Annotated in this window: 20 protein-coding genes and 1 riboswitch; of the genes, 15 read left to right on the forward strand and 5 right to left on the reverse strand. The window is 35.6% G+C overall.

Annotation, left to right across the window (positions count from 1 at the left end):
* Window positions 1-69 precede the first annotated feature (69 nt).
* The 12 genes from JOS54_RS00675 to truA all read left to right on the forward strand — a co-directional run bounded on the left by JOS54_RS00675 (window position 70) and on the right by truA (window position 11625).
* Complete coding sequence (locus JOS54_RS00675; protein WP_203245167.1) at window positions 70-1323, forward strand: HAMP domain-containing sensor histidine kinase; 1254 nt, start codon at window positions 70-72, stop codon at window positions 1321-1323.
* A gap of 289 nt (window positions 1324-1612) precedes the next feature.
* The gene (locus JOS54_RS00680) at window positions 1613-3001 is read left to right on the forward strand and encodes an ABC transporter permease (protein ID WP_203245168.1); all 1389 of its coding nucleotides are present in this window, start codon (window positions 1613-1615) and stop codon (window positions 2999-3001) included.
* Window positions 3002-3016: 15 nt separating this feature from the next.
* A complete protein-coding gene (locus JOS54_RS00685) occupies window positions 3017-3655 on the forward strand; it encodes an ABC transporter ATP-binding protein (protein WP_203245169.1) in 639 nt (212 codons plus the stop codon).
* A 154-nt stretch (window positions 3656-3809) separates the two neighbouring features.
* Window positions 3810-3909: riboswitch (purine riboswitch) on the forward strand.
* Between the two features lie 64 nt (window positions 3910-3973).
* Entirely contained in the window at window positions 3974-5341 is a 1368-nt protein-coding gene (locus tag JOS54_RS00690; RefSeq protein WP_203245170.1) for an NCS2 family permease, read from the forward strand.
* Between the two features lie 81 nt (window positions 5342-5422).
* The gene (gene gpmA, locus JOS54_RS00695; RefSeq protein ID WP_203245171.1) at window positions 5423-6169 is read left to right on the forward strand and encodes a 2,3-diphosphoglycerate-dependent phosphoglycerate mutase; all 747 of its coding nucleotides are present in this window, start codon (window positions 5423-5425) and stop codon (window positions 6167-6169) included.
* 45 nt (window positions 6170-6214) lie between these two features.
* Complete coding sequence (locus tag JOS54_RS00700) at window positions 6215-6952, forward strand: hypothetical protein (protein WP_203245172.1); 738 nt, start codon at window positions 6215-6217, stop codon at window positions 6950-6952.
* 32 nt (window positions 6953-6984) lie between these two features.
* Complete coding sequence (locus JOS54_RS00705) at window positions 6985-7464, forward strand: hypothetical protein (RefSeq protein WP_203245173.1); 480 nt, start codon at window positions 6985-6987, stop codon at window positions 7462-7464.
* 74 nt (window positions 7465-7538) lie between these two features.
* Entirely contained in the window at window positions 7539-8228 is a 690-nt protein-coding gene (locus tag JOS54_RS00710; protein WP_203245174.1) for a hypothetical protein, read from the forward strand.
* Window positions 8207-9037 (forward strand): energy-coupling factor transporter ATPase, encoded by an 831-nt coding sequence (locus JOS54_RS00715; protein WP_203245175.1) that lies wholly within the window; start codon window positions 8207-8209, stop codon window positions 9035-9037. Before JOS54_RS00710 ends, JOS54_RS00715 begins: the two co-directional genes overlap by 22 nt.
* Complete coding sequence (locus JOS54_RS00720; RefSeq protein ID WP_203245176.1) at window positions 9013-9870, forward strand: energy-coupling factor transporter ATPase; 858 nt, start codon at window positions 9013-9015, stop codon at window positions 9868-9870. Before JOS54_RS00715 ends, JOS54_RS00720 begins: the two co-directional genes overlap by 25 nt.
* The gene (locus tag JOS54_RS00725; protein ID WP_203245177.1) at window positions 9863-10663 is read left to right on the forward strand and encodes an energy-coupling factor transporter transmembrane protein EcfT; all 801 of its coding nucleotides are present in this window, start codon (window positions 9863-9865) and stop codon (window positions 10661-10663) included. Before JOS54_RS00720 ends, JOS54_RS00725 begins: the two co-directional genes overlap by 8 nt.
* On the forward strand, window positions 10660-11625 hold the full coding sequence (gene truA / locus JOS54_RS00730) for a tRNA pseudouridine(38-40) synthase TruA (RefSeq protein WP_203245178.1): 966 nt from the start codon (window positions 10660-10662) through the stop codon (window positions 11623-11625). Before JOS54_RS00725 ends, truA begins: the two co-directional genes overlap by 4 nt.
* 334 nt (window positions 11626-11959) lie before the next feature.
* On the opposite strand, the gene JOS54_RS00735 is transcribed toward truA, so the two are convergent.
* From JOS54_RS00735 to JOS54_RS00755, 5 genes are read right to left on the reverse strand one after another with little or no spacing between them, the layout of a single operon-like run.
* Window positions 11960-12817 (reverse strand): class II fructose-bisphosphate aldolase, encoded by an 858-nt coding sequence (locus tag JOS54_RS00735; RefSeq protein WP_203245179.1) that lies wholly within the window; start codon window positions 12815-12817, stop codon window positions 11960-11962.
* On the reverse strand, window positions 12817-13908 hold the full coding sequence (locus JOS54_RS00740; RefSeq protein WP_203245180.1) for a PTS fructose transporter subunit IIC: 1092 nt from the start codon (window positions 13906-13908) through the stop codon (window positions 12817-12819). The genes JOS54_RS00735 and JOS54_RS00740 overlap by 1 nt, the downstream gene beginning before the upstream one ends.
* A complete protein-coding gene (locus tag JOS54_RS00745) occupies window positions 13905-14228 on the reverse strand; it encodes a PTS fructose transporter subunit IIB (protein ID WP_203245181.1) in 324 nt (107 codons plus the stop codon). The genes JOS54_RS00740 and JOS54_RS00745 overlap by 4 nt, the downstream gene beginning before the upstream one ends.
* A 44-nt stretch (window positions 14229-14272) precedes the next feature.
* Window positions 14273-14725: a PTS sugar transporter subunit IIA gene (locus tag JOS54_RS00750; protein WP_203245182.1), complete on the reverse strand. Its 453-nt coding sequence runs from the start codon at window positions 14723-14725 to the stop codon at window positions 14273-14275.
* Window positions 14722-16548 (reverse strand): transcription antiterminator, encoded by a 1827-nt coding sequence (locus JOS54_RS00755; RefSeq protein ID WP_203245183.1) that lies wholly within the window; start codon window positions 16546-16548, stop codon window positions 14722-14724. Before JOS54_RS00755 ends, JOS54_RS00750 begins: the two co-directional genes overlap by 4 nt.
* Before the next feature lie 396 nt (window positions 16549-16944).
* On the opposite strand from JOS54_RS00755, the gene rplM reads away from it, so the two are divergent.
* The 3 genes from rplM to JOS54_RS00770 all read left to right on the forward strand — a co-directional run bounded on the left by rplM (window position 16945) and on the right by JOS54_RS00770 (window position 19466).
* Entirely contained in the window at window positions 16945-17379 is a 435-nt protein-coding gene (gene rplM / locus JOS54_RS00760; RefSeq protein ID WP_203245184.1) for a 50S ribosomal protein L13, read from the forward strand.
* Between the two features lie 14 nt (window positions 17380-17393).
* Window positions 17394-17801: a 30S ribosomal protein S9 gene (gene rpsI / locus JOS54_RS00765; protein WP_203245185.1), complete on the forward strand. Its 408-nt coding sequence runs from the start codon at window positions 17394-17396 to the stop codon at window positions 17799-17801.
* A gap of 405 nt (window positions 17802-18206) precedes the next feature.
* Window positions 18207-19466 (forward strand): YeeE/YedE family protein, encoded by a 1260-nt coding sequence (locus tag JOS54_RS00770; RefSeq protein WP_203245186.1) that lies wholly within the window; start codon window positions 18207-18209, stop codon window positions 19464-19466.
* Window positions 19467-19469: the final 3 nt, after the last annotated feature.

The following is a 19469-nucleotide window of genomic DNA, read 5'->3' on the forward strand; positions in this document are numbered from 1 at the left end:
GGTCTTATATATTTTCTCCTACCTAGCTTTTATTTCAATAAAAAGCAAGAGGAGGTCAAGAATAGGTCTATGGAACTGGTTAAAATTTTGGAGGAAACTAGTGAATCAAAGGCGTTAGAAGTAACAAAGAATTACGCTATTATATACAACGTAAATATAACTCTTTATATTGGAAACAATACATATCAGTATCACGGTTTTACACCTGCTAATATCCAACTTGACCCTGTTAGAGCAAAAGATATATTAAGGAGAGATACTTCTATTACACAGTTAGAATCACTTGGTGACCATCCGGTTATCATTGATAAAAAGACCTTTAAAAATAAAGATAATCAAGTCTGTGATCTTTACTTAATTTTAAGTACCGGATCTATAGACGAAACAAAACAAGTTACTATTAAAGTTCTTCCTTATTCCATAGGCATTAGTTTTATTATTTCTCTTATTGCAGCATATATTTATAGTAAAAAAATTACTAAACCTATAAAAAACATATTAAAATCCACAAAAGATATGGAAAGGTTAAAAAAAGATAGTTATTGCAACGTAGAAAGTGAAGATGAAATTGGAATGATAGCTAATAATATTAATTCTTTATATGACACGATATGGAATACAATTGAATCACTAAAACAAAAGATTGATGATATTAGTCAAGTAGAAAAAGAAAAGGTAGAATTTTTACGAGCGGCTTCCCATGAACTTAAAACGCCTTTAACATCACTACGTGTTTTATTGGAAAATATGCGCTATAAGATTGGTAAATATAAAGATCGAGATTTTTATTTAGACAAGGCACAGGAAATAGTCATAGAATCGACAGATATGGTTCAAAGCATATTAGATATAAGCAAATTGCAGGTAGTTAATAAAGGTTGTGAAGAGGACTTGGATATACGAATGATTTTAGTTGAGATAATAGAATCATATAAGGTTTTAGCAAGGGCGAAGGATTTAAAAATAAATTTGAAAATAGAAGAGCCATGTGATTGTTTTATGAACAAGGAATCTATGAAAAAAGTAATTTCTAATATTATCTCAAACGCTATTAACTACACAGACCAAGGCAATCGAATCAATATACAGATATCAAATGGAATATTAATAGTAGAAAACGAGTGTAAATCACTTTCTGAAGATGTGTTAAAGCATGTATTTAAAGCTTTTTATAGACCGGATTTTAGTAGGGATAAAAAAGATGGTGGGACTGGTCTAGGTCTATATATCGTTAAAAATATTTTAACCGATGCTAATCTTGAGTTTCAGTTTAAACCTAGCCATTTAGGTATGAAATTTACTATTGATTTTAGAAGCCATTAAAGTTAATATCCTAATTTTGAAAAATCGAATTGTATAATTAATAGTGAAATTAGAAAAAATATCAGCAGAATAATTTAGAACTAAGCCCCAAGAGCAAAAATTAGAAAAATTTACTTTTGGGGTTTTGTGTGCTGAAAAAAGAGCATATTTTTTATAAAGAAAGAGATAAGATGAACTAGAAAAAGCATCCTGATGAGTTTAAGGGAAAAACTAATGGAATTATTTTTAAAAATTTCATATGGGTTTCATATAGAACATTAATATAGATACAGATGAGGAGGTCATAAAAATGTCAGTATTAAAAAGGGCGTTACTATATGTAACAAGAAAGAAAGCTAAATCCATCATAATGTTTTTCATTTTATTTGGAATCGCAACTTCTATGATTGCGGGTTTTGCTATTAAGTCCGCCACAAAACAAACTAGAAAAAATATAAATAGTTCAATTAGAGCGAGTTTTGAAATTGGTGTAAATTTACAAAATAGTTTTGGAGTAGGTACAAGGGGGCTTGGTAATGTACCGGGATCTATTGTTGAAAAAGTCAAGTCAATTGATGGAGTTACTTCAAATGATTTGAGAACTATATCTGAAGTTGATATTTCCGGCTTGAAAAAGGTGCCGTTAAATACCCCAAGAAGACAGTACAATCCTGAAAAAGAAGCCATCATTAAGAAAATGGCGGATTTACAAGGTAATGAAGAATCAAAATTTGATAATAAATTTGTAGGTGGAGCTTTAAAACTAACACAAGGTAGACATATTAAAAGAGGGGATGTCAATAAAGTTTTAGTGCATGAAGAGTTTGCTAAATTAAATAATCTAAAAATTGGTGATAAGATTACTGTTACACCAAGCAAGCATAGATCTGTAAATTTAGATAAAGAATTAAATGCTAAAGTAACGCTTGAGATAGTAGGGCTCTTTACTGGTAGTAACCAAGATAGAGCTACTCATGAAATCGAGTTAATAGAAAATATCTTGATGTCAGATGTACATACTGCTACACAATTAAGTGGAAATTCTAAAGAGAATCTATACTATCAAGATGTAAAATTTTATGTTTCTGATCCGGCAAGATTAAATGAAATTATTGAAAAAGTTAAAAAATTAGATATAGACTGGTCACAATATACAGTAACAAGTTCAGATAAAAACTTCCTAGCATTAACAACTTCACTAGATGCAATGGATAATCTAATCAGTCAACTAATTGTTGGTTCTATCGTGGTCAGTTCAATCATCTTATCACTTGTATTAGCCTTCTGGATTAATGGTCGTATTCATGAAACGGGAGTTTTACTGTCACTAGGAATTTCAAAAATAAATATTGTCGTTCAATATGTAATTGAATTATTGATGATAGCTATTTTCAGTTTTGGAGCCTCCATTGGGTCAGGATTTTTAATTGCACAAAAATTGGGGGACAGTTTAGTTAAGCAGGCAAACAATGCCGGTAGATTAGCTCTTGGTCAAAACCTTGGTGGACTTAATTTAGGAGCGGATGCCGAATCAAGTTTAATTGCTAAAACACTTGACAACTTAAATGTTTCAATTGGAGCCAATGAGTTTATGTGGGTGTGGATTATGGGAATTGCAATTATAGTAGTATCAGTTGCAATCTCTTCAATGAATATCATTAAATTAAAGCCAAAAGAAATACTATCTAAAATGAGCTAAGAGAGGATATAAATTATGAGTATTATTCGACTAAAAAATGTAAGTTATGTATATAAAGATAGCAAAAAAAATAAAATTTTAAGTGATGTGAGTTGTGAATTTGAAAGGGGAAAGTTTTACGCAATCGTTGGAGAATCAGGTTCAGGTAAAACTACCCTACTGTCAATACTAGCCGGTCTTGACGAACCCACAGGTGGAAATGTACTATTTGAAGATAAAAGCATAAAAGACATAGGATATACATTTTACAGAAAGAACGATATCTCAATGGTGTTCCAAAATTATAACCTATTAGATTATTTGACTCCATTAGAAAATATAAAACTAGTAAAACCGGATGCAAAAAGTGACATACTATTGAGTATGGGTTTAGAAGAGGAACAAATTAATAGAAATGTTTTACATCTTTCGGGAGGTCAACAGCAACGTGTAGCGATTGCTAGAGCCTTAGTGTCTGGTGCACCATTAGTTTTGGCTGATGAGCCTACTGGAAATTTAGATGAAAATACATCGGATGAAATTATTAGTTTATTAAAGTCTACAGCACATGACCAAAACAAATGCGTAATTGTAGTGACCCATAGTAAACAGCTTTCAAGACAAGCGGATATTGTTTTTAGATTAAAAGGTAGGAAACTTATGAAAGCCCATTAGGAAAATTGGAAGTTGTGTCATGTGATAAAACATGTGTTACAACTATTCTCATAGAAAGCCTTTCTCTGATACTACGATTTGTTAGTTAAACTCATTCTATCAGATGGCTTTCTATTTTTTGTATTTTCACCTAACACTTTTTAAATTTTTAATGTATAATACAAGGGTCACATATCGTATATCCTCTCGGATTGGCGAGAGAGTTTCTACCCCATGGCCTTAACTATGGGACTACGGTGTCTAGGATATTTTTAGGCACTCTGTAGGAATCTACAGAGTTTTTCTTTTTTCGATGTGTGATAAGAAAAAGGAGAAAATATGTTGGAAAATTTCTTTAAGCTTAAAAAGAATGGTACGAATGTTCGTACTGAACTCATGGCCGGTGTAACCACATTCATAACCATGGTCTACATTTTGGCGTTAAACCCATCGATTTTGAGTGCTTCCGGTATGGATAAGGGAAGCATTTTAACGGCAACGGCTGTTGCTTCAGCTATTGCTTGTTTCGCAATGGCTTTATTGTCGAATAAACCGTTTGCCTTATCGGCCGGCTTGGGCTTGAATGCTTACTTTGCGTATACAGTTTGTGGACAAATGGGATTTAGTTGGCAAGTGGCTTTAACAGCTGTATTGGTAGAAGGAATTATATTCCTTATTTTATCGGTAACGAATGTTCGTGAAGCAATCTTCAACGCAATTCCAGCTTCTTTAAAGACGGCTGTTGGTGTCGGCATTGGTTTCTTTATCACATTTATTGGTTTACAAAATGCCGGTATTATCGTTGATGGTAATACATTAGTTAGTTTATTTAGTTTGAAAGCGGCGATTTCTTCGGGAACAATTCATACCCAAGGGGTTGCGGTTCTATTGGCTTTACTTGGTACACTACTGATTGCATTTATGTTTATCAAGGGTATTAAGGGATATATGTTATGGGGAATTTTAATCACTTGGGGATTAGGAATTATCTTACAATTGCTTGGTTTCTATGTACCAAATGCGGCGGCTGGTTATTATTCTCTTATTCCAAGTGATTTGTTCTCAATGCCTTCTAGTATGGCTCCAACTATGTTTAAATTTGACTTTGGTTTCATAACATCACATTTGGGTGATTTTATTGTGGTGTTATTTGCGTTCTTATTTGTGGATATATTCGATACGATTGGAACAGTTATTGGCTGTGCTGAAAAGTCCAGCATGTTGGATAAGGAAGGTAAATTACCTGAAATTAAGGGTATCTTATTATCCGATGCGATTGGGACAACGGTCGGTGCTTGCTTAGGTACTTCTACCGTCACAACATTCGTTGAATCTTCTTCCGGTATTTCCGAAGGTGGTCGCACTGGTTTAACAAGTGTTACAACGGGTGTGTTATTCTTATTGGCTTTATTCTTTAGTCCATTATTCTTAACAATTCCATCTTTTGCGACAGCGCCTGCTTTGATATTTGTTGGTTTCTTAATGATGCAACAAGTCGCAAATATCAATTGGCAAGATTTAACCAAAGCTATTCCGACTTTCGTTACAATCACGATGATGGGGTTTGCGTATAGTATTTCTGATGGCATTGCGTTTGGTTTCATCACGTATACCATTTTACATTTATTCACAGGTAAGAAAGATGAGTTATCACCATTGATGTATATTTTAAGTGTTGTCTTTGTTTTAAAATATTTCTTAGTATAAAATGAGTGAAGAGATGCTTAGGCATCTTTTTTCTTTGGCTAAAAAATGCTAAAGTAGATATGTTAATAGATGGAGGATTCTATGAAATTAGTATTAGTTCGTCATGGTGAAAGCGAGTGGAATAAGTTAAACTTATTCACCGGTTGGACAGATGTTGAGTTATCAGAAAAAGGTATTGAAGAAGCGAAGGCCGGTGGTCGTGCTTTAAAAGAAGCAGGATATGATTTTGATTTATGCTATACATCGTATTTAAAGAGAGCCATTCATACATTGAATCACATTTTGGCTGAAATGGATCGTGAATGGTTACCGGTCACAAAGACTTGGAAATTAAATGAACGTCATTATGGTGCTTTACAAGGTTTGAATAAGTCAGAAACAGCGGAAAAGTATGGTGAAGAACAAGTTAAGATTTGGCGTCGTTCTTTTGATATTCAACCACCTGCCTTGGAGGTTAGTGATAATCGTAACCCGGCTAATCAAGAAGCTTATCGTAATGAAAACAAGGATGAATTGCCATTATCTGAAAGTCTAAAGACAACGATTGAGCGTGCTGTTCCTTATTATGAACAAGAAATTTTACCTAAGATGAAAGAAGGTAAGAGAGTGTTAATTACAGCTCATGGAAACAGCTTACGTGCTTTGGTGAAGTATTTTGAAGGTTTAAGTGATGAGGAAATTATCGGTGTTAATATTCCAACCGGTGTTCCTCTTGTGTATACTTTCGATGATGAAGGTCATTTCATTTCAAAGGAATATTTAGGTGATCAATCAGCTATTGAAGCTAAGATGGCTGCGGTTGCTAATCAAGGTTCTGTTAAGAAATAAAGGGAAAACTTCCTTCGGGAAGTTTTTTAATAGAAAGAAACATTTATGAAAGTCGGTATTTACGGAATTGAAAGTCTAATTAGTAGACAGTTGTTAGAAAAGAAAGAAATAAATTGGGTTTTATTAGACCAAAAGAAAGATAAGAAACGTATCCAAGGTATTGAATGGAGAGTATATGATATCCATCATTATCCCGTCCATGAATTAGAGGCCCTTATTTGTTTAAAAGAGGAAAAAGTGTCTTGTTCAATACCACAATTCAAACAAAAAGCAGGGATGAGTTTGGTTCACTTTGTTGAAGAAATGAAGAAGCGTTTCCCGGATGCTAAGAATGTGAGCTTACACATCTATCCCTCTTTAGCGCATTATGGGTTACAAGGCTTTCGCCAATATCAGCAAGAACTAAGTGCATTAACCACAGGTGAAGAAATCATTTCTTCTTTCTCAGATCCTATTTTGAATAACTTGGTACCGCATTCCATTGGTTGTATTGACTGGGAATGTTTATGGGAAGAAAAGGTGAGTGTTGTACAAGTACCCATTTTAAGGGTAGATAGTGTTGAATTTGAGTTTAATTCTGAAGTGCAACAACCATGGTTAGAAAGTGATATTGTCTTAAAAGAAAGAGGTTCTTCGCATTCCCTAGCCAATCAAGATAAGGTTGGAATATGTTTGAAAAAAGATTGTGCGAAAAATTATTATCACTTTTTTGCGTATGTGGATACCGTTTATTATCAAGTGAAAGAGATAGAAAATTGGCTCTTAGATGTAAAAAATAAATAATATGGTAAAATAAATAAAGAGAGGTTATAAATATGAGTATTAAATTTTGGGGAATTGTTGCGGCGGCGACGGTTGGAGCTATCGTAGTAGCGAAGAAAGTATTGGACAAAAAAGATGAGTCTGAAATGGAAGAAGTTGAACTTGTCGAAGTTGATAATTCCGGAGAAAGTGATGAAATTTTGGAATTAAAGACAGTGTATCCTTTTTTACCAACGAACTTTTTAAAAGAAACTGTGGAAAATGAAAACAACTATGTGGAGAGATTTATACCGGGTGAAGAAGTTCAGATTGTGCATCATGTATCTTATGACTCACAAGAAAGTGCTGAAGATTTTAAAGGTATTTTAGAAAGTGCCGGTTACAGCGTTTCGGAGGATGAAGTATTAGCTTATAGCGTTAAGCGTTCGTTTGCTTATGAAGAGGGTGCTGTTGCGAGTGATATCTTCAATGTCGCAAACCAAGTGATTTCCTTAGGTGGTAATTATCACGAGACCTTTGTTGAAAAAGTCTAATGATTCATACTAATAAAAAGTTGGTATGTACCAACTTTTTTATCGCTTAATTTTTTCATATAGGAGGATTGGAAATGATAAAAGCTGTATTTATAAACTATATTCTATCCGTTATCTTACCTAAGGGTGAAGATTTTCAAGCGGTTAGTGATGAAGTTGTGCATCATAGTAAATTAAATTCCACAGAGGAGGCACGTGATTGGCTTTTGAAGAAGATGGATAGTTATGTGCAAGATAAACCTTATACGAAATTAGAAAATACGGTTTTAAATATTCTCAAATATAAATCTGATGATATAAAATTTAAAGGGAGTTCACAAAAAGTCATACGTGCTCTCCAAACCTTTTGGATGTACGCGCCAATTAGTGATGACTTCAAAAATTTTTTACGACAATGTCCGATACCGGTGTATATTATCTGTAATGAATCAGCGGATTATGTTCGGGTGAATTTGAAAAGAAACAATTTGCATGTAGCAGAAGTGATTAGCGCTGATTTTGTTGAAAAGACATTGATGAATAAAGAAGCATTTGAAAAGGCGTTAGAAGTGGCACAAGTGAAGAAAGAGGAAGTGTTGAATATCAGCTCCATTTTAGAGGAATTGGAAGTTGCGGAAAAAGAAGTTGGTTTGAACTCCATTCTTTTAGATCGTAATCGAAAATACCTTAATAGCAAGCACAAACGAACAAGAGCTCTTTTAGAAACTTTGCCACAGATATTTAAAGAATTAGGGGATAATGAATGGCAAACACAATCGAAGTAAAAGACTTATATTTCTCGTATGAGCTAGGGAACCCAGTCATTCAAGGCGCCTCTTTTTCTATTTCTGCCGGTTCTTATACTACGATTATTGGTCACAATGGTAGTGGAAAAAGCACATTAGCGAAACTGCTGGCAGGATTATTGGAAAAAGAATCTGGTTCCATTCAAATTCAAGGAAAAGAAATGAGTGCAGAAAGTTTGGATGAAATTCGTTCGCAAATCGGAATTGTTTTCCAAAATCCAGATAATCAATTTATTGGTTCAACCGTACGAGATGACATTGCTTTTGGTTTAGAAAATCACCAAGTGGAGCCTGCTAAAATGGATGCAATTATTGAAGATAATGCACAAAGAGTGGGAATGTTTTCGTTCTTAGATAAAGAACCAAGTCATCTTTCCGGTGGTCAGAAACAAAGAGTGGCGATTGCGGGTGTTTTAGCCATGTCTCCGGATGTGCTAATTCTGGATGAAGCTACGTCAATGTTAGATCCAATGGGAAAATATAGTATCAACCAATTGATTAAGCAACTATACAAAAAAGAAGGTCTAACGATTCTTTCGATTACTCATGATATGGACGAGGTGCTTCAAAGCACAAATGTGATTGCATTGGCGGATGGCAGACCAATTTATACAGGTGATCCGATGCCATTATTTCACCAACCGGATTTATTAAAGAAGCTTCAAGTTGAAGTCCCTTTCGTGGTTGAAGTAGAAGCAAGATTGAAGAAAAAGGGCATTTCGGTAGATGCAACGAAAGGAATAGAAGGGATGGTGGATGAGTTATGGCAATTCATTTCCAAGAAGTAAGTCACTTTTATTCCAAGGGTTCTAAGTTTGAAACAGAAGCTTTAAAGAAAATTAGCTTGTCTATTGCAGAACATAAAATGACAGCTATTATTGGTCATACCGGTTCTGGTAAGAGTACTTTGGTGCAACACTTAAATGCATTATTATTGCCGGATGAAGGGCAAATTGAAATTGTGAATCGAACCATTGTGGCAGGAGATAAGAATAAAGGTCTAAAATCCTTACGCAAAGAAGTTGGTTTGGTGTTTCAGTTTCCTGAATACCAATTATTTGAAGAAACGGTTTTAAAAGATGTTTCTTTTGGTCCAAAGAATTTTGGTATGTCAGTGGAAGAGGCTATTGAAAAAGCGAAGCTTGCTTTGAAGGCGGTTGGTATTTCCGAGAATTTGTATGAAAGAAGTCCTTTGGAGTTATCTGGTGGTCAAAAAAGAAGAGTGGCGATTGCGGGCATTTTAGCCATGGAACCAAAGATTTTAGTTTTAGATGAGCCAACAGCCGGTTTAGATCCACAAGGTGCGAAACAAATGATGACTTTATTTTCACAGTTACAAAAAGAAAGAGATTTAACGGTTATTTTAGTTTCTCATGATATGGATCAAGTCTTGCAATATTGTGAAGATGTGGTTGTTTTACAAGAAGGAAAACTAGCTTTTCAGGGTAATGCTTGGGACTTTTTCCATGAGCCTGCTTTGTTGGAACAGCTCCATGTTTTAGCTCCTTCCTTCATTCGTTTTCAACAAGCAATGATTCAGAAGGGTTTTCCTTTAGAGGAGTTATTCCAAACAAAAGAAGAATTCTTTTCGTGGATAGAAAGCCAGGTGGCGCATGTCTAATTTTACACTTGGTCGTTACGTCCCGATGGATTCACCGATTCATTGCATGGATCCTAGAGCAAAAATCATGGCGATGTTGGTGTTGCTGGTGTGTATTTTTATTCCGGCAGGATGGGTCGGCTATGCTTTGATGTTTGTGGTTGCTTGTTCAGCTATTTTGATTGCTAAGTTGTCATTCAAGTTTATTTGGAAGAGTATGAAGCCAATGTTATTTATGTTGGTATTCTTATTCGCCATTAACATTTTTTCTATTCAATCGGGCTCTGTTTGGTTAAAAATTGGTTCTTTTGAGCTTCATTCACAAGCGGTTTTTCAAACATTATATATTGCGGTGAGATTGTTGTTGATGATTATGATTACTACTTGTTTAACAGCTACCACCAAGCCATTGGATATGACGTTAGGAATAGAAGATTTATTAAAGCCTTTTGAAAAAATTCATGTGCCTAGTCATATGATTGCGATGTTAATATCAATTGCTTTGCGTTTTATTCCGGATTTAATTGAAGAAACACAACGAATTATGAAAGCGCAAGAATCACGTGGTGTGGATTTGAAGGAAGGAAAACTCAAGGAAAAGGTAATGGCTATTTTAGCCTTGATTGTGCCTTTGTTTGTGTCAGCTTTTCAAAGAGCGGAAGATTTGGCTGAAGCAATGGAAGCGAGAGGTTTTGTGCCGGGGCGTATGCGTACTAGATATAAGCAACTTCATTTTACAAAGGTGGATTATGTTCTTTTAGTCTTTGTGCATATACTTTTACTCGTTTTAATGGGAATAGCAATTTGGTTATGAGATACTTTAAAGCCATTGTGTCCTATGTGGGAGCGAACTATTGTGGTTGGCAATCCCAGAAAAAAGGAAATTCTATTCAAGAAAAGATTGAGGATATACTAGAACAAATCAATCAAAAAAAGACGAGTATTATTGCTTCGGGAAGAACGGATGCGAAAGTGAATGCTTTGGGACAATGTTTCCAATTTCAAAGTGAGAAGGATATTGATGCGTATCATTGGTTGGGTATTTTTCATTCTTTTTTACCAAAGGATATTTATGTAAAAGAAATAGAAGAAGTGGATGAGGATTTTCATGCTCGCTTTCTTGTGGAACAAAAGACCTATGTGTATCGGCTTCATTTGGGGGAGTATGATGTTTTTCAAAAAGATTGTGCTTTGCAACTGGATGAAAGTTTGGATTTAAATGTCATGAGGGCTTGTTGGCATTTGTTCAAGGGGACACATTCTTTTTTGTCTTTTAATACCTCTTCTTTATTAGAGCATCCGAATCAAGTGCGAACTATTTTCCACATAGAAATGAGAGAAGTGAATGGTGATGTTGAATTTGAAATTAGTGGTAGTGGATATTTGAGACATATGGTTCGCATGTTGGTGGGAACTTGTCTTGAAGTGGGAAGAAATAAACTTTCTTTGGACGAGGTTTGTACTATGTTGAAGGAACCTTCTCGAAAGTATTCGACGAAGAAAGTTGCTGCACAGGGCTTGTGTTTAAAGAATGTGACCTATCATCATGCTTTGGCTCGGAATGAGGCATATCTTTTGCGGGATGTCAGCTCATATGATCGATTGGATGAAAAGGTTGCTTATGTGTTAATCGAGCGAAAAGAGAATGGTTGTTGTTATGCGTTGGATTCGTCTGGTTGTTTGTTAGAGGGTAGTTTACCAACGGATGCTAATTTCCTGGAAATTGTTGAAAAAGCTAAGAGAAAAGGGCTTTGTATCATTGACAAGGCAAAGTGAATCATGAATTGATTGTGGTATAACGGTATCGGTAAGAACGCTTATTCAGCTCTCTTACCGTAGTCTTTAGCCTCTTGAAGTAGTTCGTCCAGCTCTTCAAGGGCTTTTTCTTTTGTGTGGATAGTGTTGCTCATGTCCTTGTGTTTGCCTAATTATCAAAACTCTTCTAGCCTTGATAACTATCGTGAATTAACACAAATAAGGTTTGTTGGTTATATCATAAATATTTTCTATATTTCCATAAAAACCGACATCCCCACTGAAACATTAGGTTTCATATTGAGAATATCGGCTTATTTTAAATCAAATTTTGATGACGATTACCAAACTATTTTTAGATTTTATCATCACTACCAAAAGTGATAATCTTCTTCATGACTGCGTCTTCAATATTGGTTTTAACTTGCTTTGTTAGCTTTTTAGGATCAATTTCTTGACGACTAACAACCGCACATTGATTTCGGATAGTATCTGTATACACCTTTTTCAATTCAGTGCCCACGTTGATTTTACTCATACCACAATCCACACAACGCTTAAAATCTTTATCAGGAACACCTGTACCACCATGTAAGACTAGATGGCACGGAACGAGATTCCGTATGGTTTGAAGACGTTCAAAATCAATTTTAGGTTCTTTTTTATAGAAACCATGGGCAGTACCAATAGCTACCGCCAAGGCATCCACTTTCGTTGCTTCATAGAACTTTTGAGCATCACTAGGATTTGTTAATAAAGCATCCTCCTTGGAAACAACGATGTTATCTTCCACTCCACCAACATGACCGATTTCAGCTTCTACACTAGCTCCATACTTACGAGCAAATTGAACCACTTCCACGGTATCATGGATATTGTCTTCATAACTTTTCGCAGAAGCATCAATCATGACAGAACCAAAACCAGCCACAATCGCTTCTTTACACAAATCAACTGAAGTGGAATGATCCAGATGTAAACAAACAGGAATATCCACGGCTTCAGCAATACCTCTGACCAGGCCTACAATTTGTTTTAAACCAAAATAACGAACCACACTCATAGAGGCGGCCACAATGATTGGTGCATTTAAATGACTGGCAGCATTGACAATGCCTTGGACATCTTCGTAACCATTAAAGTTAAAAGCCCCGACAGCGAATTTTTGATTTTTTGTATTCCTCAAAACTTCCTTTAAATTAACATAGGACATTAGGCTACCTCATTATTACGATTCTTTTTAGCGTATACACGTTTTTCATGAATAATCATCAAAGAGGCAACAACGAAGACACCAACAATTAAGGCTAGTAAGAATCCGGTGATGTTTTCAACGATTGGCCACATGAAGAAACCATAGGAAGACCCTGGGAAAACATTAGCTCCCATGCTGAAACCAATTGCTCCACCAATACCAGAACCAATCATACAAATAGGAATAATCATTGGATCCATGATAATAAATGGTAAGACACCTTCAGAGATACCCAATACCCCTAAAATTAAGCAAGATAAGCCACCAGCTTGAAGCTGAGGATCAAACACATCTTCTTTTAATAAGTGCTTGGAAATCAAAGTAGATAAACCAATACCAATAGGTGGTATCAAAGCTCCTAACATTAAAGCAATGTAGGAATAGCCGGTATCAAAATACAATTGTTTACCAATGGTACCAGCCATTTTATTCACCGGTCCACCAAAGTCAAAGGCACGAGCAGCCCCTAAAGCTGCCGATAACAAAGAGCCTCCTCCTTTACCGATGGAGTTAACAATGGTTTTACTGAGTAAAGAAAAACCGGAGCCAATAGGAGCAATCACAAAGTAGGCGATAATAGCGGTGAATATACCTCCCAAGACAGGTAAAATAAATAACGATTTAACACCAACATATTTTCTATCCAGTTTGATGAGTGTATTAAGACTTTTCACTAGATAACCAGCGCAAAAGCCAATTAAGACAGCCCCAATAAATCCTGAATTTAAATGAACGGCTAAGTAGCCACCCAGCATACCGGGAGAAAGACCCGGACGGTCGGCAATAGCGAAGGCAATATAGCCGGCTAAAACAGGATACATCAAGCTAAACATTCCTTTACCGGCAATTTGGTTCAACCAGCATAAAATATATTTCAAGCCGGTAGCTTCTTTGATAATATCTTTAGATCCAATATTGACATTGAAGATGGTTTGACCAAGTAGAGTTGTCAATCCTAATGTGACCCCCGCAATGACGATGATTGGCATCATGTAAGAAATACCAGTCATGAGTTGTTTCTGAATATTTTCTAATTTTTGTTTATTCATTTAAGAATACCTCTTTTCATCATTTCATTTTTAATAAGTTCATTTCCTTTTGCGATGACATTTTGAAGCGAAACTACGAAAATCTTATGTTGGTAGTTTTGAAATCGTTCAAATTCTCTAACAGCAACAGCCGCTGTGATAATGACAATATCAGCCCTGTTAATATCATCGATGGTTAATTTGTTTTCGATACCGATAGAACCTTGGGTTTCAACCTTGAATTCAGCTCCGAGATTTTGAGCCGCCTTTTCAATAGCATCCGCCGCCATATACGTGTGTGCGATTCCTGTTGGACATGCGGAAATACCAATTACATACATTTCATTTCCTCCTTTCTATATTTTCCACTTTCTAATCGAATGATTTATTCAAGACTTGCGCATAGTTCTTGATAAATAGCATCTTGATTGTTTTCGGATGTAAGTTGAGCTCTAAAATCTTCATCCATCAGCTTTTTTGCAAGCTTGCTTAGTAATATCAGATGCAAATTGCATTCGGAATTAGCGGGTACAATAATCGAAATAACAATACGAATGAGCTGACCATCTAAACTTTTCCAATCAATTCCACGATTGTTTTTAATGAATAGAATAGCGGGTTTTAAAACACAAGCATCTTTGGCGTGTGGAATGGCAATTCCATCGGTAAAACCGGTGCTGATTTCGTTTTCTCGCCGCCAAAGGCTTTGATAAAGACTTTCCGAATCACTAATTAGGCGCAATGATTCAGCTTTTTCACTAATAAACTTAAAACAGTCATCTTTGGTTTCAATATTCATATTTAAAATCACGGCTTCTTTATTAAGAATGGCATTCATGATTCATCTCCTTCGTTTAAGATATGGATAAATTCGAGGTAGCTGTAAGAAGATAATAATTGATCAACAATTTTATATTCGCCAATTTTTTTATACAGTTTTTTGAGTATTTCAATTTTATTCAGGTCTTTACGATTGAGTAATAGGATAAAAATTAGTTGTACTTCCTCTGTTGACCAAATGATTTTTTTATCATTTCTAAAGACGGCGATAAAGGATTTGAAATCGCCACTTTTAATAGCGTGCGGCATAGCGAAAAGATGACCGATTTCAGTGGTGGATAGTTGTTCTCGTTCCATGATGGCCTCCATGAGGTCTTGTTCAATAGCAAGGGTATCGATTAATTTCTTTTCAATGATGGTCAAGATTTCATCTTTATTGCGACCTTGAATATTGAAGAATAAGTTTGGACTGAAGAAAAAGTTTAGATTGTTGTCGGTGGTAAAATCCAGCTCGTAGTTGTCCTTTAATAAAACATCACCAGCATCGATTAAAGGGATATTGGATGGATAATAATCCAACTTGGTTGTGGTAATGATGAAATCCGGGGAACTGTTGATAGCAATGTTCAAAAAAGTTGAAGGATAAACACCGATAATTTCGATGTCATCATATGTTTTTTCGATTTTTTGTTTGACAATCAAAGAGGTTCCTACACCATAATTGCAAAGGATGATGGCAGTTTTCTTTTTGTTTATTCTCCTAGCCGAAGAAGCTAAATGAATGGCTAAGTAGCCGATTTCATCATCGGATATTTCCAAATCAAAGTATTCTTTAATTAAGTTTCCCAGTTTAATAGCGTCATTGAATTCAACCAGATACTCTTTTTTGATATTGCTTAATAAAGGGTTGATGAATACGTTTGGAGTATTGGTGCGTTTGATTAATAAATCCATGTGAATGAATAATAGGTTATAAAAGTTATCATTGAATTGATAATAATCAGGGTTTTCTTGATGAATTACCGCCATTGCCATGTGAATAAAGTCTTTAATTTTATTACTGGTGACATCGGAAGCTGTTTCCTTATTAAGAATTGTATTGGTACTGATATAATGAATTTCCTTGTCGTCCATGTTGAGTTGAAAGGATTCGTTAATTTCGTTGACAATTTCCTGAATGAAAGAATCGTCTTCATTTCCTTGGAAAGTAGAAGCGGCTTTGGTGTGGGAATTTCTAAAAGAAGCCGCAATAATCACTACTAATAGATTGGAGTAATCCATATCCGACAGAATGAAATGATAGTCGTATAATTTATTTTTAATGATTTTTTCTAGTAATTTGAAATTTTCTTTGTTGAAGATGGGAAGAATGGTATCGACGATGCGATTGTTGTTGAAAATCATGTATTCTTGGATGATTAAATTTCGAATATGAGCTTCACTTCCTTTGATTTCAATTCCATAATTTGGTTTTGAAAAGTACGTGAGGTGATATTTGTTTAATAAAGACTCCACGTTTTTTAATTTAGAACTGATAACCGATTCGCTATAATACAATTTTTCAGCTAAATCTGTAATGCTGGTCGGTGAGTTCTGTAGAATTTCCGCAATGATTTGAAGTTCAATGGTATTTTTTGAAGAAATATCCAGCTCTTTTTGTAAGTTTAATAGATGGTTGTGATTGTCGAAGGATAATTTATAACCTAAATGTTTATGTAACTGGAGAGTCATGTGATAATCCTTCAATTTATCTTTGATATCGGAAATGGCTCTGCTTACCGTACGGTTGGATATGGATAAATCATCAGCGATTTTTTGAATATGAATATATTCACCGTTTAAAAACATTTTTAAAATGTTTGTTTCTTTATCGTTAAACATATAGCCCTCCCTAAGCCTATGATAAATAGAGTCATCAATTTAATTAATTTACGAAATGTCACCATATATGGACAAGTAATAGAGTTTGTCTTGATTGGATGGGCTTGGCTATGTTTTTCACAAAGAGTAGATAGATTTACATGTATCATCTCTATTGGGGGGCAATCAACTACCGAAAGTGTTTCATTTTTCAAGAAATGGCTTTATAGGAGATGGAATTTAAAGGGATAGAGAGGTAAATAAAAAAAGATATTATGAATGACTTTCTTTTCGGGAATGGATTTAAGGATAAAGAAGCTAAAATCAAATTGACTTAAACAAGGTTTTGAAGTATCATGTTTCATGTCACTTTATGGCGTGAGCCCCGGAAACTCAGTCAAAAAAGGAGAAATTATTATGCGTCAAACAACTATGTTAAAACCGGCAGAAGTTAAGCGCACTTGGTATGTCGTTGATGGTAATGGCAAAACTTTAGGTCGTTTAGCAACTCAGGTCGCAACTATTTTAAGAGGTAAGCACAAGCCTACTTATACACCAAATGTGGATTGTGGAGATTATGTAATCGTTGTGAATGCAGACAAGGTTCAAATCACAGGCGATCAAGACTTCAAGAAGTTCTATTACAGTCATTCTCAATTCCCGGGTGGATTACGTACAAGAAGCACTAAGGAAATGCGTGAAAACTATACAATTGAATGGGTTGAAAAAGCCATCAAGGGTATGTTACCACACACAAAGCTTGGTGATGTTATGCGTACTCATTTATTTGTTTATGTTGGAAATGAACATCCACATGCTGCTCAAAAACCAGTTGTGTTAGAAGTTAAATAAGGAGGAAAAGACAGATGGCAACTAAGAAGAAAACAGGTGTTACCTACGTTGGTACAGGTCGTCGTAAGACATCCGTAGCTCGTGTCTTTATGACTCCGGGTACTGGTGTAATGACAGTGAATGGTAAAGCGTTAGAGGAATATCTTCCATTAGCAACGTTAAGAATGGTTGTTAATTCACCATTAGTATTAACGGAAACAAAAGATCAATTTGACATCAAGGTTAATGTTTATGGTGGTGGATACACTGGTCAAGCCGGTGCAATGCGTCATGGTATTGCTCGTGCTTTGCTTGAAGCAAGTGAGGATTACCGTCCGGCTCTTAAGAAGGCCGGTTTCTTAACGCGTGATTCTCGTGGTAAGGAACGTAAGAAGTACGGATTAAAGGGTGCTCGTCGTGCTCCTCAATTCAGTAAGCGTTAATTCAACGTATTATTGCAAATATTCGGAAAGTCCCATCTATAGGGGCTTTTCTTTTTGTATTTCTATGATGATTGTTTTGATTAATGCCCTTCAATGGACTTCTGGTGTTTTTATTATTAGGCAGTAAAAGAGGCTTTAATATCTACTTTTCTAGCACATATCCTTTGTACAAGTATGATAAAAGGGAACTTTTAAAAATATTGGAGTCTTTCCTTTGATGTTTACCTATGGTTACCTGATGGTCTATTAGAAAAAAGTATGATATATTATAAAAAACATAGTTGCAGGGGAAACAGCCTACATAAGTCCTGCACTTTTCTATGTCTATAAACGTAAATGAGATAGGGCTTTCATACTAATGGATAGTTGGCTTTATCAAGAATGAAGAAGGAGAATTTGAAAAGGATGAAACAAATGGAGAGAATTGCCGGCTTTATTTTGCTTGCAATTGTAGTATTGTTCGGCATGTTTGGACTGAGTTCCTCTATGCTATATTTCAGGTTATTGATGGGTGTGCTTTTAGGCTATGCGCTATCTAGAGGCTATATGGGCTTTGCGGGAAGTGTCAATCGTGCCTATAATGGTGGTTCTACTAAATTGATGAGGGCTTTGATGTTTATGTTTTTTGTTACGGCTGCAGTTAGTACTGCGGTTTTATACAATGCGGATGTTTCAAAGTTTGATCTCTGGATAAATCCGATTAATATTGGCTTGCTTTTAGGAGGACTTCTCTTCGGTTTTGGTATGGCGTTTTCGTCTTGCTGTGCATCGGGAGTATTGACAGACCTTGTAGCTGCATTCCCAAGAGCTTTTGTTACCTTAATATTTTTCTGTATGGGTGTTTTTGTAGGCTTTCCAATTCAAAATACAGCAAGCTGGGTACAGGATTCTCTGATTAAAATTGAAGGAAAAAACGGTGTGTATTTTCCGGATTTATTCGGATTTGACGGTTTACAGGGTTACCTAGGTGCACTCATTTTGACTGGGATTCTTTGCCTTATCGTAGTGAAGTTGAGTTATATCTACGAAAACAGAAGAAAGAAAGCAGGTACATATTTTGGGGTCATAAGTGAAACCGCACAGCTTTCTGGTGAAAAGAAGTCTCTGGAAGAAAGTGGAGAGGTTTGTCCTTTCTGCGAGAACGGTTATGAGAAAATCTTTGTACGTCCATGGAGCTTAAAGACAGCGACTCTTGTCATTTCTGCTGTTTTTATACTTCTGATGGGTGTTACTAAGGCTGGTTGGGGAGCAAGTACACCATACGGCTTTTGGTTCGGGAAAATTCTTATGGTCTTTGGAGTTAAGGCAGATGCTATCGTAGAGTTTACAAAGGGAGTGGCAGGACCTTATGAAATGCCTTTCTTTAAGCATCCAATAAATGTACAGAATATTGGTATTGTCTTAGGCACATTGTTCTATATGCTTACTTCTAACAGCTTCTTATCTACATGCAAGGCAAGTCTGAAGATTAATGCAAAGCAAGCCTTCTTCTATGCCCTTGGTGGATTTGCAATGGGATTTGGAACCAGACTTGCTAACGGATGTAACGTAGGAGCTTTATATACTCCAATTGCAAACTTCTCCTTATCTGGATGGATTTTCCTTGTCGTCCTAGTAGCTGGAGGAATTATCGGGAATATGGTGGCAAAAAAAGTTCACCTATAAAAT

It is taken from the genome of Bulleidia sp. zg-1006, assembly GCF_016812035.1.
In the GTDB taxonomy this organism is placed as follows: domain Bacteria; phylum Bacillota_I; class Bacilli_A; order Erysipelotrichales; family Erysipelotrichaceae; genus Bulleidia.